This window comes from Streptomyces sp. NPDC051173 (assembly GCF_040689515.1).
In the GTDB taxonomy this organism is placed as follows: Bacteria; Actinomycetota; Actinomycetes; order Streptomycetales; family Streptomycetaceae; genus Streptomyces.
The window spans coordinates 1-15,948 of the sequence record NZ_JBFBBD010000025.1 but is presented as its reverse complement, the minus strand read 5'-3'; the positions used below and the strand labels follow the sequence as shown (position 1 = coordinate 15,948).

Sequence of the window (15,948 nt, the reverse complement as noted above, 5' to 3'; positions counted from 1 at the left end):
GTCTGATACCTGTGGAACACCCCGACCGGACCGGAGGCGAACACCTCAAGGCGGCCGTCGGCATTGTGATCGACAGTCACATCATGACCACCGCCACCGAAGTCCTCCCACTGCGACCAACCACCGTTGACAGCGGTCTGGTACAGATGCTGGAAGACCTTGTCATTGAGCGCGAACACCTCAAGACGACCGTCAGGAGCCTTCTCCATCTTCACCCGACTGCCGACCGGGCCACCGCCTGACGGCTCCCAACCCGACCAACCAGCGTTGGGAGCCGTCTGATACCGATGGAACACCCCCGCCGACCCCGAAGCGAACACCTCGATGCGGCCATCGGCGTTGACCCCGGCAGCGACACTGCTCCCGGCGGTCCCGAACGCCTCCCAGTCCGACCACGCACCGGATGGCGAACGCTGATAGCGGTGCTGGACGACGTCCCCGTTGATCGCGAACGCCTCCAGACGGCCGTCGGCGTTCGGCGCGATCGCGAGCTGCGCATTACCCGGACCACCCACCTTCTCCCACTCCGACCAACTGCCGTTCACCTGCGACTGCCAGGCATGGAACACACCGTCGGAACCCGCCGCGAACACCTCGAGACGACCGTCCGCCGACCGCGCCGACACCACCCGCCCCGACTCCTCCGGATACACCAACGGCGGGGGTCCGGGTCGTTGGCCAGGCGTGCACGGTATGGTCACGCCGCGTTCCGCGAGGTAGGGAATGGGGTCGATGCCGTGGTTCATGCTGGTGTCGCGCCGCACCCGCAGGTGGAGGTGGGGACCGCTGGCCTGGCCCTCGGCGCCCATGAGCGCGATGCGCTGACCGGCCGTCACCCGGTCCCCCACGGCGACGTCCCGCTGGTACATGTGCCCGTACTCGGTCACCGTTCCGTCGGGGTGCAGGATGCGGATCCACTGGCCGTAGCCGTCGGCGGGACCTGAGTTGATGACCTCGCCGTCACCCACGGCATAGATCGGTGTGCCGTAGTCGTTGGCGATGTCGATGCCGTCGTGATCACGAGCTCCGCCGTAGGGATCGGAGATGAAGCCGGCCGTCGGGCACGAGGCGGCGAACCCGGCGACCTGGGCGGCGGAGGCCGGGGGCGTGGCCACGAGCGACGGCAGGACGATTGCCGTCGCCGAGAGAACGAAGTGCAGTGCGCGTCTGGAAAGACCGTGAAACACGTGGGCGTTCCTCCCCTCTTGGGGGCATATCGGAGTGTACGGGTGGCTGCACGTGCGGTTCGTAGGGCGACGGCCGCACGCGCACCGGCGGGGTGAGGCTAACCACGACCGCCCCGGCAGCGGCATCCGGAACGCTACGGAATGACAACACCCGCCGGGCTCGGGTAATCGCGTGGGCCATCAGTAGAGTCGGCACGGGATCAGCGTCGGTACCGCCCGGTTCAGCTTCCCGCTCAGCCCTCGCCGACCCGGGAAGACGCAGGAACGCCCCACACTCCACCGATCACCCGAGGAGTCCCGTATGAAGATGTTCATCAACACCCCCGAGACAGTCGTCGCCGACGCCCTGCGGGGCATGGCCCTCGCGCATCCCGAGTTGAAGGTCGACGTCGAGGGGCGCGTCGTCGTGCGCGGGGACTCGCCCGTCGCGGGGAAGGTGGGGCTCGTGTCCGGGGGCGGGTCCGGGCATGAGCCGTTGCACGGGGGGTTCGTGGGGTACGGGATGCTGGACGCCGCCTGTCCCGGCGAGGTCTTCACCTCTCCCGTGCCCGACCAGATGGTGCGCGCCGCTGCCGCCGTGGACGGTGGCCGGGGCGTGCTGTTCGTCGTGAAGAACTACACGGGCGACGTCCTCAACTTCAACATGGCCGCCGAGCTGGCGGAGGACGAGGGCATCCAGGTCGCCAGCGTGCTCGTCAACGACGACGTGGCGGTCACCGACAGCCTCTTCACGGCCGGTCGCCGGGGCACGGGGGCCACCCTCTTCGTGGAGAAGATCGCGGGCGCGGCGGCCGAGGAGGGGGCGCCCCTGGAGCGGGTGGAGGCCCTCGCCCGGAAGGTGAACGAGTCCTCGCGCAGTTTCGGCGTGGCCCTCGGGGCCTGTACGACACCCGCCAAGGGCAGCCCCACCTTCGACCTTCCGGCCGGGGAGCTGGAGCTGGGGGTCGGCATCCACGGCGAACCCGGCCGGGAGCGGCGGGCGATGATGTCGTCCGGTGAGATCGCGGACTTCGCCGTGGACGCGGTGCTGACGGACCTGCGGCCCACCGGGCCGGTGCTGCTGCTGGTCAACGGCGCGGGGGCGACACCGTTGCTGGAGCTGTACGGCTTCACCGCCGAGGTCCACCGGGTGCTCGCCGCGCGGGGCGTGACCGTCGCCCGGACGCTCGTCGGCGACTACGTCACGTCCCTCGACATGGCGGGTGCCTCGGTGACGCTGTGCCAGGCGGACGAGGAGACGCTCCGGCTGTGGGACGCGCCGGTGCAGACCCCGGGCCTCCGCTGGGGCCGCTGAGCCGGGCCCGCGCCCTCACTCCTGGAGGACGGCGCTCCCCAGGAGCGTCGTGGTCAGCGCGAAGTGGTCGGCGTGGACGAGCCGGTGGCCGACCGGCAGCGCCGTGCCGCCGACGGTGGCCGTGGTGCGGTCGGGGTCGGGGTCGGGGTCGGGGTCGGGGTCGGGGTCGGGGTCGGGGTCGGGGTCGGGGTCGGGGTCGGGGTCGGGGTCGGACAGCGGATCCTGCGGGCCGCCCACGACGGCCTGCTCGGCCGCGGCCTGAAGGGCTCAACGGGCAAGTCCTTGGATTCGGTGGGAAGTTCCACGTCGAGCGCCCGCTCCACCAGTGAATGCCCGATCCGGACGTACGCCGGACCGGACCCGGGGTGACCACTTTCCCCTGCCCCGGACGGCCCAGAGCCAATTGGGCCGAATGGGTAGGGCCTCCGGTTCCGCATCGCGTCCACTGCCGCACCTTGCAACGCCCTGCGGGACCGGCCGCGGCCCTGCCAGACTGGACGCGCTGCGACAGAGCCACGGTGAGCAGGAGTTGGTGGTCAGTGAGCGAAAGGCCGAAGCGCCCCTACACGAAGGACGAAGTGCTCCACGGCGTGGCACTGATCCAGGCGCATCTCGCGGAGGACATGGACGCCATCGCCGCACTCCAGGGCCTGGAGGAGGACGAGCGGTCGGCGCGGGAGACGGCGCGGGCCATGTTCGCGCTGGCCCACATCATTGTCTACGGAGCCGTCATCCCGCAGATGTGGGTCGTCAAGAAGGACTTCAGTTACGGCAACACCGGCAATGTGCCGGAGCTTTCCCTCGCGCTGCTCTTCGTCGAGCGGATCGAGCAGCGGGTGGACCTCGCCCATGTGCACCCGGTGGTGGGCGCGTTGTCGGCCGGCGATGTCATGGGACTGATCGTGGAGTGCCTCGGCACGAAGATGGAGGACGTCCCGGTCTTCCTCGACGCGGTACGGGAACAGACGCTGCGGTCCATGGCGTGACGGGCGCTCCGGTTGGCGCTCCGGGGGTCAGCCGAACCGGCAGATGCCGCCGGTGCCCTGCGCGGGTGCGCCGGGGGTTTCCGGCTCCAGGACGCGTACGTCGGCGCCGGTGAGCAGCGCGGAGCGGACGACGACGTCGGCCAGCCGGCCGCTCGCGAGCGGGCCGCCGCCGTTGGGCACGAAGTCCTCGCGGCGTTCGTAGACGTCGGTGGGCGCGGGCCCGAACCAGGCGGTGCGGGAGTCCCGCGGGTCGTCGGTGACGGCCAGGGTGCCCACCCTGCCGGCGGCCAGCGCCTCCAGGGTCGCGTGCACGCCTTCCACGGCGTGGCCGCCCGGCGCGCGTTCCTCGTCGAGGCGGCGCAGGAGTTCGGCGGTCTCCTCGCGGGCGGCCGCGGCCGCCTCCGCCGCCACCTGTGCGGCGCGCCCGCTGCCGGAGCCGTCCTCGCTGCGGCCGCCGCTGACCTGGCCCACGGACACGACGCGCCGGACCCGGGCCGGGAGGTGCTTGGTCAGGTACTGCCGGGCCCGTACGTCGCCGGCGAGCAGGAGCAGGCGGGCGGAGACCTCGTCGAGTGCCTGGGCCACGGCGTCGGCGACCGCGGTGGCGTTGTGCTCCCAGGAGTCCTCGGCACGGTGCTGGAAGCGCATCTGGGGCAGGCCGGAGCTCCGCCCGATCTCGTCGTCGGGGCCGGTGACCGTGCGCCGTACGGGCTCGGTGGAGCCCTCCGCGTAGAGCAGCAGGTCGGCTCCGGCGCGGTCCACGACGACGACCACGTGGGCCGGGTGGTCCTGGCGCCACTCCATCAGGGGCAGCAGGTGCGGGAGCGTCCCGGACACGGCGAGGTCCCCGTACCCGTCGCCGGGCAGTTCGACGACGTGCCGGACCCTGCCCTCCGCCGCGAACGCGGCCAGCGCCCCGGTGCCCGGCAGCCGGTCCATGACCTGGGCGGTGAGCGCGTCCAGGGTGGCCGGGGCGGCTCCCTCCCCGGCCAGCCGCGCGGTCAGGCCGCGCCACCGGGACTGGGCCGCCTGCGCCAGCTGGGGTCGCGGTTCGCGGTCGAAGTACACCGACAGGAAGGGGCCCGGCGCCTGGAGCAGGTCGCGCAGTGTGCCGGTGTCGGTGGCTGTGGCAGTGGTCATGGGGTTCTCCTTCGCCGGAACAGCGCCGCCCACCCGGGGGCCGGAACCCCCCGGGGCCCATGGATCAGGGCCCGTGGATCCGGCTCCCCCTTCCAGGTGACCAGATGCGGCGGCATCGTGCCATCGGTGGAGCGTCGGCCCTCCGGGACGGCCGGCAGTCAGGGCCTTCCCGGACTTCCGCGGCGGCCCGGCACTGGGGGCAGGCACCGAGGTCAGGCGTCGGGCTCCGCCCCGTGCCACACCGTCGTGACGTTGCAGAACTCGCGGATCCCGTGCCCCGACAGCTCGCGGCCGTAGCCGGAGCGCTTCACGCCGCCGAAGGGCAGCGCCGGGTGCGAAGCGGTCATGCCGTTGAAGAAGACACCACCGGCCTCGATGTCCCGCGCGAAGCGCTCCTGCTCCTCGCGGTCACGCGTCCAGACATTGGAGCTCAGCCCGAAGGGGGTGTCGTTGGCGAGCTGCACGGCCTCGTCGAGCCCGCCCACCCGGTAGAGCGTCGCCACCGGCCCGAACGTCTCCTCGCGGTGGATCCGCATCCCGGGGGTGATCCCGGCGAGCACCGTCGGCTCGTAGAACCAGCCCTCGGGCAGGCCCTCCGGCCGGCCGCCGCCGCACAGGACGGTGGCACCGCGGCGCACCGCGTCGTCGACGAGCTCCTCCAGGTCGGCGCGCCCCTGCTCGCTGGCGAGGGGGCCGACGTCGGTGGTGTCGGCCATCGGGTCGCCGACGGTCAGCGCGGCCATGCGGGCCGCGAAGCGCTCGGCGAAGTCGTCGTAGACGTGGGTGTGGACGATGAAGCGCTTGGCGGCGATGCAGGACTGGCCGTTGTTCTGCACGCGGGCGGTCACCGCGGTGCTCACGGCCCGGTCGAGGTCGGCCGACGGCAGCACGACGTAGGGGTCGCTGCCGCCGAGTTCGAGGACGGTCTTCTTGATCTCGTCACCGGCGATCGCGGCCACGGACCGGCCCGCGGGTTCACTGCCGGTGAGCGTCGCGGCGGCGACCCTGGGGTCGCGGAGGATGCCCTCGACGGCCCGGGAGCCCACGAGCAGCGTCTGGAAGCACCCTTCGGGGTATCCGGCCCGGCGGAAGAGGTCCTCCAGATAGAGCGCGGTCTGCGGCACGTTGGAGGCGTGCTTGAGGAGGCCCACGTTGCCCGCCATCAGGGCGGGCGCCGCGAAGCGCGTGACCTGCCACAGCGGGAAGTTCCACGGCATGACCGCGAGGACCACGCCCAGCGGGCGGTAGCGGACCCGGGCGTGCGCGGCGCCGGAGTCCTCGGCCTCGGTCTCGGAGGGGAATTCGTCGGCCAGCAGGATCTCGGCGTGCCCGGCGTACCAGCGCATCGCCTTGACGCACTTGGCCGCCTCGGCCCGGGCGGCGGCCAGGGGCTTGCCCATCTCGGTGGTCATGGTGCGGGCGATGGATTCCTGGTCCTCCTCCAGGAGGTCCGCGGCGCGGCTCATCAGCCGGGCGCGCTCGGGGAGGTCGGTGGTGCGGTAGCGCCGGAAGGCCGAGGCCGCGGCGGCCAGGCACCGCTCGATCCCGTCCGCTCCGAGCTCGTCGAACGTCCTGAGCGTCTCACCGTTCGCGGGGTTCACCGTCGCAATGGGCACGGATGTCTGCCTCCTCCTGCTCCTCGGGCTCCTCGTGCTCGATGCCTCGACCTTGCAGGGGCCCGTACGGGCGCGCAAGACGTGGTGCGGCGGGCGTGAGCGGCCCGGGGCCGTACGGCGGGGCCGGGGCGGGCTCAGCGGGGAGGCTGCTCGCGCGCCTCGTCGGGGGCCTGGGTCTGGCCGGGCAGCCGCGCCGGGCCCTCGATCGCCGGCCGCGGGACCGCGACGGGCCGGCGGGGCAGCATCCGTGCGTGGTAGAGCCAGCTGACGGCCACGGCCGAGGTCACCCCGAAGCCCAGACAGCACAGCCACGGCAGCCACCGTCTGCCGGTGCACTCGGCGAGGTCCATCGCCCACCCGACGACGGCGTTGCCGCCGACCGCGGCCGTGCCCGACAGCATGTAGAAGAGCCCGAAGTACGTGCCGGTCAGCCGCTCACGGCCGAAGCGCGGGATGACCTCCATGGCCGACGGATAGGCGATCATGCCGCCGGCGTAGAGCAGCAGCGCGCCGGTGAGCATGACGGTCAGTCGCGCGGCGCCCTGCCCTGGGCCGTCCGGCCTGGTCGTGGCACAGATCAGCAGGGGCGGCACGAAGCCGGCTCCTATCAGTCCGATCCCGGCCCCCAGCCACCGCGCGCCGCCACCGCGCCGGGCCAGGCCTCTGGTGATGGGGAGTTGGAAGAGCAGGTGGACGACGGCTCCTGAGGCCAGCAGCACTCCGGCCGCGCCGTCCCAGCCGGAGACCGTGCGCGCGCCCTCGGGCAGCAGGACGAAGAGCTGGTTCTCCATGACGACCATGCCGGTGGCCGCGAGGGAGAAGCACAGGAACCGGCGGTTGCCGAGGACTTCGCGCCAGTCGGCGAGTACGGTCTCCGACGCGGGGACGGTCCTGCACGCCGGCAGGGTGAGCGCCTGGGCGATCGTCAGCAGGGTGAAGAAGCCCGACACGGCCAGCGCGCAGACCCTGATGTCCACGAGGAACAGCAGGCTGCCGAGCAGCAGGCCGATCAGCCAGCCGCTGGTGGCGAAGACGTTGAGCAGCGCGAACGCCTCGGCCTGCCGCTCCCCCATCTCCTGGGCGACGTAGGCCCGTACGGCGGGGTAGAACAGGGCCCCCGCCAGACTGCTGAGCACGGAGGCGGCCAGCAGCAACGGCAGGGAGTTCCCGAAGGCGAAGAGCACGAACCCCGCCGTCCGCAGCACGCACCCGGCGACGATCACCGTGCGCGCGCCGAGCCGGTCGGCCGCGGTTCCCCCGACGACGAACAGGCCCTGCTGGCTGAGGTTCCGCGTGGCGAGCACCAGTCCGACCAGCGCCGCCGACATCCCCAGGTCCTCTTCCAAATACTTCGCGAGAAAGGGGATCAGGACGCAGTATCCAATGTCGATGCCGAACTGGTTGATGAATAGCAACCGCAATGCCAGAGGGAAATCCCGGACCGCCCGAAAGACTCTCATGCGCGCCCCTGTGGGCCCGACCGGCAGCCGACCGCGGTCGGGAAACAACCATGACTTCGGCCCGCTCTCGGGCCCGGATGCCCCGGTGTACGGCTCGTCGGCTCGCTGTTCCGGTCAGTGGAAGGTCACGTTCGATGACCTCGAAGAGGGGTCGATCATATGCTTTTGCGGCCCATCCCCGATGCCCCCGACCGTATTCCTGACGGACACTTCGCCAGACACTTTAGCAAAGCGAGTCCCCTGCCGACAGGGCTCGTTGGAGGGGTGTTCCGCTTTGCCCGACGGTATGGGAGGTGAACGGGCACGGCCCCGTACGCCCCTCGGCGCTCCGCTCCGCGCCCCGGTGGCGGGAGCGATTTCCCCGGGCCGACCCGCATCCTTCGCCGCGCCCGCTCGTCAAACAGTCCCGGGGGCCCGGACGGACCGGCCCCGCCCTCGACTCGCGGAGGCGTTCACGTGCTCACCCACACCGCTGCCGGTCTGGCCGTCAATCCCCTGGACGCCTCCTCACTACTGGCGGCCTTCGGGGCGCTCGGGATCGCCGTGGTGCTGTTCGCGGAGACGGGGTTGCTGATCGGCTTCTTCCTGCCCGGGGACTCGCTGCTGTTCACCGCCGGGCTGCTGGCCAGGGCGAGCGCGCACGCCGGGCCGCGCCTGGACCTCACACAGGTGCTGCTGGCGGCCGCCGTCGGGGCGCTGGCCGGGGCGCAGTGCGGATACGCCGTCGGGCGCCGGGGCGGCCGCGCCCTCCTCGGCCGCTCGCAGAACCGCAGGCTGCTCGAAGGCGCCGCGCGTGCGGAGGAGTTGCTCGACCGGTACGGCCACGCGCGCGCCATCGTGCTGGCCCGCTTCGTACCGGTGGTCCGCACGGTCCTCAATCCGCTGGCGGGAGCCCTCGGGGTGGCGCCGCGCACCTTCACGGTCTGGCAGGCGGCCGGTGGCCTCGTATGGACGGTCGGCCTGGTCCTGGCCGGTTACGGGCTCGGGTCGGCGGTGCCGAACGTCGACCACTACCTCCTGCCCCTCGTCGGGCTCGTCGTGGCACTGTCCCTGCTGCCACTGGCGCTGGAGTTGCTGCGCAGCCGTCGCGCCGACCGGGACGACGTCGGTTCCCCGAGTTAACTCGTGTGACTCCTGGGACAGTTTGTCATTCCTGCGTCCTTGTCAGTGATCCGTTCAGTGTGGATAGTTGGGGTGGTTGCCGGGTTTCGAGCGGGGGGATGGCATGGAGCGTCGTCTGGGCGCGCACGAGATGGCGATCTACCGCAGCGGCGGACGTGTGCTCGTGCCCTGCGAGTTCGAGGGGGACGTCGATCGCGGGCTGCTCGCCGAAGCGCTCCGGCTCCTCACCGAGTTCCACCCCGTCCTCCTCGGCAGATTCGTCCCCGGCGAGGAGTCCTGCGTCGTCCAGGACGGCGACCCGAGCACGCAGCGGGTGAGCGTCGAGACGTTCACCGACCTCCAGCACGAGTTGCAGGTGGTCCAGGACTGGCTGGCCGGCCCGCTGTTGCGGGTGGCCGTGTCCGAGGGCGGCCCACGCACCACGGTGGCGCTTAGCATGCCGCGGGCCCTGGTGGACGGCTCGGCCTACATCGCTCTGTACAAGAGGCTGTGGTCCATCTACACCGACCTGTCGCTCGGCAGGAGCGTCCCGACGCACCTCATCGGGGGCGGGCTGGCCTCGCCCTCGCTCGACACCCGCACCCAGGAGGGCTGCGCCGAGGAGGAGTTGTCGGGCTACCTGGCCGCACGGGCCGCCGGGCGCGCGGCCGTCCCCTCGGTGCTGCCCGCCCGCGGCCGCGAGCCCGGGACCTTCGGCCTGCTGCGCCTCGAACTCGACGAGCGGCGCACGCGGCGGTTCGTCGACCACGCCCACGCCGCCGGCCTCAGCGTGCACAGCCTCGTCTGCGGGGTTCTGCTCACAGGGGCACGGGCCTTCCTCCCGCCGTCGTCGGGGCCGGTCACCCTGTCCTGCGTCTCGGCGGTCGACCTGCGCTCGCGCATCTCCCCGCCCATCGACCCGGAAAGCATCCAGTCCTCCGCCTCCTCCAGCACGGCCACGCTGGAGGTCTCCGAGTCGCCCGACCCGGTGGAGCTGGGGCGGCTGGTGGCGGAGAGGCTACGGGCCGATCTCGACGCGCGTATACCCGAACTCGATGTCGCCACGATCCCCCGCCTGACCGACGAAACGGTCCCGCGACTGCCCACGATGATCGTCACCAACCTCCACAAGATCCCGCGTCCGACGCTCCCCGAGGGCCTGACGGCGTCGGGGTGGCGGATCCTCCCGCTGATGGACACACCGGTCCCGTTGGCGACCGTCACCCGCTTCGGCGACCGTCTCGCGATCGACCTTCCATATCCCCGCCGCTGGTACGGCGACGAAACGATGCGCGGGTTCATGTCGGCCGCTTCCGAGGTCTTCGACGAAATCCTGGCCCAGGAGGCCACTCGGGGTTAGCACACCCCTTGGGCGCACACGGTGAATTCAGCATGCACACCGGCCCTGGGTCGGGCGCCTCGTGAATTCTCTCGAATCCGGCTGTTTCCACCGTCTTCGGCGGTAGTCCCGCACCGCGACGCGGAGCGTTTCTCGCTGACGGTCGCCGTCGGCGGACGTTTGCGAACACTTTCCTTCGCCGGGTGGAGCTTGGCGCGATCTCGGTCATGGTGGCGCCTCAGTGTGCCCTGTCGAGCACATCGCGTCCCCGGGTGACGCGCGGAAATTCAACAGCCGCCATCACGGCTGCCGGTGCCGGATGAACGACGCGCTCTCCCGCCGCCATCGGGAAAATCCTCCCAGGACACGTTCGGCGCCAGTGGTGTCGCGTTCGAGCCAGTCTTTCATTTCCTCTTCCGTTTCACCGGTGTTGCACGTCTGTGGAGCCTCCGCGTCGGCGGAGAAGGGAGTGCCCGGACCACGCCGCCGTACGTTCGCGTATAGCCGTCCGCTGTAGACAACCGGGCTTCTCAGGGCGTCGCCTGGCCGAACACCGGCCTCACCGCCCGGTGACACGACGAGACCGCTGCCGTGGCCCGCGGCGCGGGGGAACATACCGGCGGCCCGCCGGGCACGGCTGGCCCCATGGGCCTCCGCTTCGCGACGGCGGGCATACGGACACCGACGGCCGGGAGGGCCCCTACGGCACGGCGGGGCCCACGCCCGCTCCAGGGACCGTCCTCTGACGTGCCATGACAGCACGCCCTCACCGTGAGGTCCCGACGGATCCCGCAACCACACGCGAGCCACAACGGACCCACTAATTCCAGCCATCATCGTCAGCATCCTCCGTCCCGCCGTAATCCCTCAGCGAACGAAGCGCGATCCTCGGCCAGCGACTCTCACCATGGCGCGAATATGCAGGTCACCGCCACCACAAACGGGCGCATCGGTCTGGTTTCGGCGTGCCCGGCCGACCGGCCCCGCGACCGGGGCGCCAACCGTCGAGGGACAAGGGGCCGACGGTATTCCGTGCCACCCGCGAAAGGCCCGTACCCATACACGTAAACCCCAGGTCAAGCGGCATTCAGCGGAGCCGCGCAGGCCATGCGGTGGCGACCGCGGTGACACGTCTCCGAACCGGATCTTCTGTGCTTTCGTGGCTCTTGCGCCACTAAGTCTCCGACGCGATCGGCATTCGAACAATGGGAATGTCTTATTCCGTCCGGGTGTTGCCCTTCCCTCATTGCCCTGGGAAGTTCCGCCTTGCATCATCAATGCGTAGGGCAATGATCCACAGGAACCTCTTCGGGTTCGACACTTCCGCCCAGCGGAGAACCGGCCCGAGGGGAGATTGTCGTCGCGTCCGGCAATGTCGTAAACATTTGTCGCATCCAGTTGGCGTTCGCCTCAGTGCGACACGCACCGAACGGACAGGACGGGTCGAGCCCGCCGCCCGAGCGCTGAACAAGCGTGAAGGGAAAGTCTTTTGCCCGCCTCTGCCTTTCCGATACCTCAGACGCGTGGTTCGCGGACGTCTTGCCGGTCGTCCACGGGACTCTCGGGGACATCGCACAGCCAGAGGCAACACTTAGGGGGAACGCTCAGTGAGGTACGAGATGCTGGGGCCGCTCCGGGTCACGGACGGCAGTACGAGCATGACCATCAACGCGCACAAGGTGGAGGTCGTCCTCTCCGTCCTGCTCGTCCGCGCCGACCAAGTGGTCTCTCCGGAGCAGCTGATGACGGAGATCTGGGGAGAGGACCTGCCCCGGCGCGCCACGGCCGGACTCCATGTGTACATCTCCCAGCTGCGTAAATTCCTCAAGAGGCCGGGCGTGGCCGGCAACCCCGTCGAAACCCGTGCGCCGGGGTATGTGCTGCACAAGGGCGACGACGAGATCGACGCCCAGGTATTCCCGCAACTCGTCGACAAGGGCAGGGCGTTCCTCAGGGAGGGGCGGCACGACGAGGCCGCCTGCTACTTCGGGCAGGCCCTCGCCCTGTGGCGCGGTCCGGCTCTCGGCTACGGCGGCAACGGACCGGCCGCGGGAGGCCCCATCATCGACGGTTTCGCGACCTGGCTGACGGAGACCCGTCTGGAGTGCCAGGAGATGCTGGCCGAATGCCTGCTCCAGCTCGGCCGCCACCGGGAGGCCGTCGGCATGCTCTACGCGCTCACCGCCGAGAACCCGATGCGCGAGGTCTTCCACCGCCAGCTCATGCTGGCGCTCTACCGCTCGGAGCGGCAGGCGGACGCCCTGAAGGTGTACCAGTCGGTGCGCAGGACCCTGAACGACGAACTGGGCCTGGAACCCGGGCGCCCGCTGCAGAATCTGCAACGGGCGATACTCGCCGGGGACGGAGACCTGCTGGCACCGCCCCTGGCCCTGACGGGCCGCTGACGCCGGATCAGAAGGCACACTCCAAACCCTTGATGCCCTCGACGAAGCTGGACTTCAGGCGCCGGGGCCGGCCCACGGCACGGATCCCCGGCAGCGCGGCGAGCAGTTCCCGGTACAGGACGGTGATCTCCAGCCGGGCGAGGTGGGCCCCCAGACAGACGTGCGGGCCCACCGCGCCGAACGTGACGTGCGCGTTCGACCCGCGGGTGATGTCGAAGCGGTACGGGTCGGGGAAGACGCTCTCGTCCCGGTTCCCCGACCAGTAGAAGAGGAAGACCCGGTCGCCCCTGCGGAACCTGTGACCGTTCAGCTCGCAGTCGCGGGCGGCGACCCGGCGCATCCAGTTGATGGGGGTGGAGACGCGGAGGATCTCCTCGACGGCGTTCTTCGCGTGCGCGTCGAAGTCCGACAGCAGCAGTCGCTTCTGCTCGGGGTGCTCGGTCAGCAGGACCAGGGCGTGGGAGATGGCGTTGCGGGTGGTCTCCATGCCGGCGATGACGAGCAGGATGAAGAAGGAGACGAGTTCCTGGCGGGTCAGCTGCTCGCCGTCCGACTGCACCTGCACCAGCTTGGTGATCAGGTCGTTGCCGGGGTTGGCGAGGCGTTCCTCGCGGAGCCGCGCGATGTAGTCCCCGAGTTCGCGTGACGCCTCGACCACCACCCGCTCGGCGTCCGCCGGGTCGGGGACGTAGTCGGGGTCGAGCGGGCCCACGATCGTGTTGGACCTCTCGAAGAGGAACTCGTGGTCCTCCTCGGGGATCCCCATCATGTCGGCGAGCACGGCGATCGGCATCTCCGCGGCGACGGGCCGGATGAAGTCGCCCGGGCCGCGGGCGATGAGCTCGCGGATGATGCGCCGGGCGGTACGGGCCGCCACCGCCTCGAACTCCGGGACCGTGTTGCGGCCGAAGGAGCGCGAGACGATGCGCCGGAGGCGGGAGTGCTCCGGGTTGTCCATGTTGATCATCGAGCCGTAGTACTCGTCCAGCTCGGGCGGCAGGCCGACGATGGTGGTCGCGCCGTTGGAGGAGAAGTCCTGCGGGCGGCGGCTCACTTCCGCGATGTCGGCGTACTTCACCAGCGCGTGGTAGCCGGACACCCAGGGCACTCCGGGCATGCTCTGCCGGATGAACGCCGGGTGCGGCAGCCCACGCAGCTCCTCGAAGAGGGCCGTACGCTCGTCGTGCGGCCGCGCCCAGAAGGACGGGTCGACGAGGTCGGGCAGGGTGGCTGTGCCGGGTTTGGTTTCCGTGAGGGACACGGTGCCTCGATTCGCGTTGCCGGACCAACGATCAGGTCGGCCGGCTCCACCGAGCAACGCGACGACACCGCTGATCAGATCATGACAATGGGTGGGCGCACCCTGACAGCCCCCTCTTAAGTGCTGCTAAGACCTCGGGGCGCGCAGCGGAGTATTAGGAGGGCTTTAGCGCCGTCGACAATTCTGCAACCCGGTGGGGCCCCGCCTGCCCGATGCTCGCGCCGTACGGCTGTCCGGTCATGCGGGTCAGGGGTCCGCCTGTTCTCGCGGAGAGGAGCGGTTGTCACCGGGATGGCGCACAACGAAGAGAAGCTTCTTGAATACCTCAAGCGTGTCACTGCGGACCTGCGTCAGACCGAGCGACGGCTGCAGGAGGTCGAGTCGGCGGGCCACGAACCGATCGCGGTCATCGGCATGGCGTGCCGGCTGCCGGGCGGAGTGCGGTCCCCCGAAGAGTTCTGGGACCTGATCTCGGCGGGCGGCGACGCCGTCGCGCCACTGCCGGGCAACCGCGGCTGGGACCTCGGCGCCCTCTACGACCCCGACCCGGAGAGCACCGGCACCAGCTACGTCCGCGAGGGCGGATTCGTCCACGACGCCGGTGACTTCGACTCCACCTTCTTCGGCATCGGACCGAGCGAGGCCCTGGCCATGGCACCGCAGCAGCGGCTCGCCCTGGAGACCGCGTGGGAGGCCGTCGAGCGGGCGGGCATCGACCCGCTCTCCCTGCGCGGCAGCGCCACCGGCACCTTCATCGGCTGCGACGGCCTCGACTACGCCCTGGGGGCCTCCGAGGTGCCGGAGGGCATCGCCGGATACTTCACCATCGGCAACTCCGCCAGCGTCACCTCCGGCCGCGTCGCCTACGCCCTGGGCCTCGAAGGCGCGGCGGTGACGATGGACACCGCATGCTCCTCCTCCCTGGTCTCCCTCCACCTCGCGGCCCAGGCACTGCGTACGCGGGAGTGCTCGCTGGCCCTGGCCGGCGGCACCTATGTGATGTCGTCGCCCGCGCCGCTCATCGGCTTCAGCGAGCTGCGCGGCCTCGCCCCCGACGGGCGGTGCAAGCCCTTCGCGGCGAGCAGCGACGGCATGGGCATGGCCGAGGGCACCGGCGTGGTGCTGCTGGAGCGCCTCTCCGACGCGCGGCGCAACGGCCACGAGGTCCTCGCGGTGATCCGGGGTTCGGCCGTCAACCAGGACGGCGCGAGCAACGGTCTCACGGCACCCAACGGGCCCGCTCAGGAGCGAGTGATCCGCGCGGCCCTCGCCAACGCGCGCCTGTCCGCCGACGATGTGGACGTCGTGGAGGCGCACGGCACCGGCACCACGCTCGGCGACCCCATCGAGGCCGGCGCGCTCGCCTCGGCCTACGGGCAGGGGCGGCCCGAGGAGCGGCCTCTGTGGCTCGGGTCGGTGAAGTCCAACATCGGTCATACGCAGATCGCCGCGGGCGTGGCCGGAGTCATCAAGATGGTCCTCGCGCTGCGACACGAGCTATTGCCCGCCACCTTGCACATCGACGCTCCGTCGCCCCACGTGGAGTGGGACGACAGCGGGCTGCGCCTGCTCACGGAACCGGTGAAGTGGTCACGCGGCGAGCGGGTGCGCAGGGCCGGGGTGTCCTCCTTCGGGTTCTCGGGGACGAACGCGCATCTGATCCTGGAGGAGGCGCCGGCACCGGAGGACGAGCAACCCGGGGAGACCGAGCCTCCGACGAACTCGGTGGTGCCGTGGGTCCTCTCCGGCCGGACCGGTGAAGCGCTGCGCCAACAAGCCCACAAACTCGACACGTTCACGGACGCTTCCACGGTCGAGGTGGGCTGGTCACTGGCCACGACACGGTCGGTCTTCGAACACCGCGCCGTGATCGTGGGACACGACCACGACCAGGCTCTCGCCGGACTCCACGCACTGGCCTCCGGCGAGATCTCCCCCGACCTGGTGACCGGAACAGCCCAGGACACAGGCCCAGGACCGGTACTGGTATTCCCCGGACAAGGCTCACAGTGGATCGGCATGGGAGCCCAACTCCTCGACGAATCGCCCGTATTCGCCACCCGCATCGCCGAATGCGAACAAGCCCTCGCCCCACACGTCGACTGGTCCCTCACCGACGTCCTGCGCGGCGACGGCAGCGAACTCACACGCGTGGAAGT

12 protein-coding genes are annotated in these 15,948 nt (G+C 70.7%); 6 read left to right on the top strand and 6 right to left on the bottom strand.

Annotated elements, in window-relative coordinates:
• Positions 1 to 1,187, bottom strand: a 1,187-nt coding sequence (locus AB0435_RS15985; protein WP_366427241.1) for a peptidoglycan DD-metalloendopeptidase family protein, incomplete at its 3' end; no start/stop codon positions are given.
• A gap of 301 nt (positions 1,188 to 1,488) precedes the next feature.
• Between AB0435_RS15985 and dhaK the strand changes: the two genes are divergently transcribed.
• A complete protein-coding gene (gene dhaK, locus AB0435_RS15980) occupies positions 1,489 to 2,481 on the top strand; it encodes a dihydroxyacetone kinase subunit DhaK (protein ID WP_366004258.1) in 993 nt (330 codons plus the stop codon).
• A gap of 15 nt (positions 2,482 to 2,496) precedes the next feature.
• Here dhaK and AB0435_RS15975 read toward each other — a convergent pair whose 3' ends face one another.
• On the bottom strand, positions 2,497 to 2,718 hold the full coding sequence (locus AB0435_RS15975) for a hypothetical protein (protein WP_366427240.1): 222 nt from the start codon (positions 2,716 to 2,718) through the stop codon (positions 2,497 to 2,499).
• Positions 2,719 to 3,020: 302 nt separating this feature from the next.
• Between AB0435_RS15975 and AB0435_RS15970 the strand changes: the two genes are divergently transcribed.
• Positions 3,021 to 3,467, top strand: coding sequence for a DUF6224 family protein (locus tag AB0435_RS15970; RefSeq protein ID WP_366004256.1), 447 nt, complete (start codon positions 3,021 to 3,023; stop codon positions 3,465 to 3,467).
• Positions 3,468 to 3,494: 27 nt separating this feature from the next.
• On the opposite strand, the gene AB0435_RS15965 is transcribed toward AB0435_RS15970, so the two are convergent.
• From AB0435_RS15965 to AB0435_RS15955, 3 genes are all read right to left on the bottom strand, one after another.
• Positions 3,495 to 4,607, bottom strand: a complete 1,113-nt coding sequence (locus tag AB0435_RS15965; RefSeq protein ID WP_366004255.1) for a Vms1/Ankzf1 family peptidyl-tRNA hydrolase — start codon at positions 4,605 to 4,607, stop codon at positions 3,495 to 3,497.
• Positions 4,608 to 4,819: 212 nt separating this feature from the next.
• Positions 4,820 to 6,223 (bottom strand): NADP-dependent succinic semialdehyde dehydrogenase, encoded by a 1,404-nt coding sequence (locus tag AB0435_RS15960; protein ID WP_366004254.1) that lies wholly within the window; start codon positions 6,221 to 6,223, stop codon positions 4,820 to 4,822.
• A 134-nt stretch (positions 6,224 to 6,357) separates the two neighbouring features.
• Entirely contained in the window at positions 6,358 to 7,683 is a 1,326-nt protein-coding gene (locus AB0435_RS15955) for an MFS transporter (protein ID WP_366004253.1), read from the bottom strand.
• 456 nt (positions 7,684 to 8,139) lie between these two features.
• Between AB0435_RS15955 and AB0435_RS15950 the strand changes: the two genes are divergently transcribed.
• The 3 genes from AB0435_RS15950 to AB0435_RS15940 all read left to right on the top strand — a co-directional run bounded on the left by AB0435_RS15950 (position 8,140) and on the right by AB0435_RS15940 (position 12,528).
• Positions 8,140 to 8,805: a DedA family protein gene (locus tag AB0435_RS15950; protein ID WP_366427239.1), complete on the top strand. Its 666-nt coding sequence runs from the start codon at positions 8,140 to 8,142 to the stop codon at positions 8,803 to 8,805.
• 103 nt (positions 8,806 to 8,908) lie between these two features.
• Positions 8,909 to 10,144, top strand: a complete 1,236-nt coding sequence (locus tag AB0435_RS15945; RefSeq protein ID WP_366004251.1) for a hypothetical protein — start codon at positions 8,909 to 8,911, stop codon at positions 10,142 to 10,144.
• 1,586 nt (positions 10,145 to 11,730) lie between these two features.
• Positions 11,731 to 12,528, top strand: a complete 798-nt coding sequence (locus AB0435_RS15940) for an AfsR/SARP family transcriptional regulator (protein ID WP_366004250.1) — start codon at positions 11,731 to 11,733, stop codon at positions 12,526 to 12,528.
• A gap of 7 nt (positions 12,529 to 12,535) precedes the next feature.
• Here the strand turns inward: AB0435_RS15940 and AB0435_RS15935 are convergent, their stop codons facing one another.
• Entirely contained in the window at positions 12,536 to 13,789 is a 1,254-nt protein-coding gene (locus AB0435_RS15935; protein ID WP_366427238.1) for a cytochrome P450, read from the bottom strand.
• A 291-nt stretch (positions 13,790 to 14,080) separates the two neighbouring features.
• Here AB0435_RS15935 and AB0435_RS15930 point away from each other — a divergent pair.
• Positions 14,081 to 15,948 (top strand): type I polyketide synthase (locus AB0435_RS15930; RefSeq protein ID WP_366427237.1); only part of this gene is annotated, 1,868 nt, incomplete at its 3' end.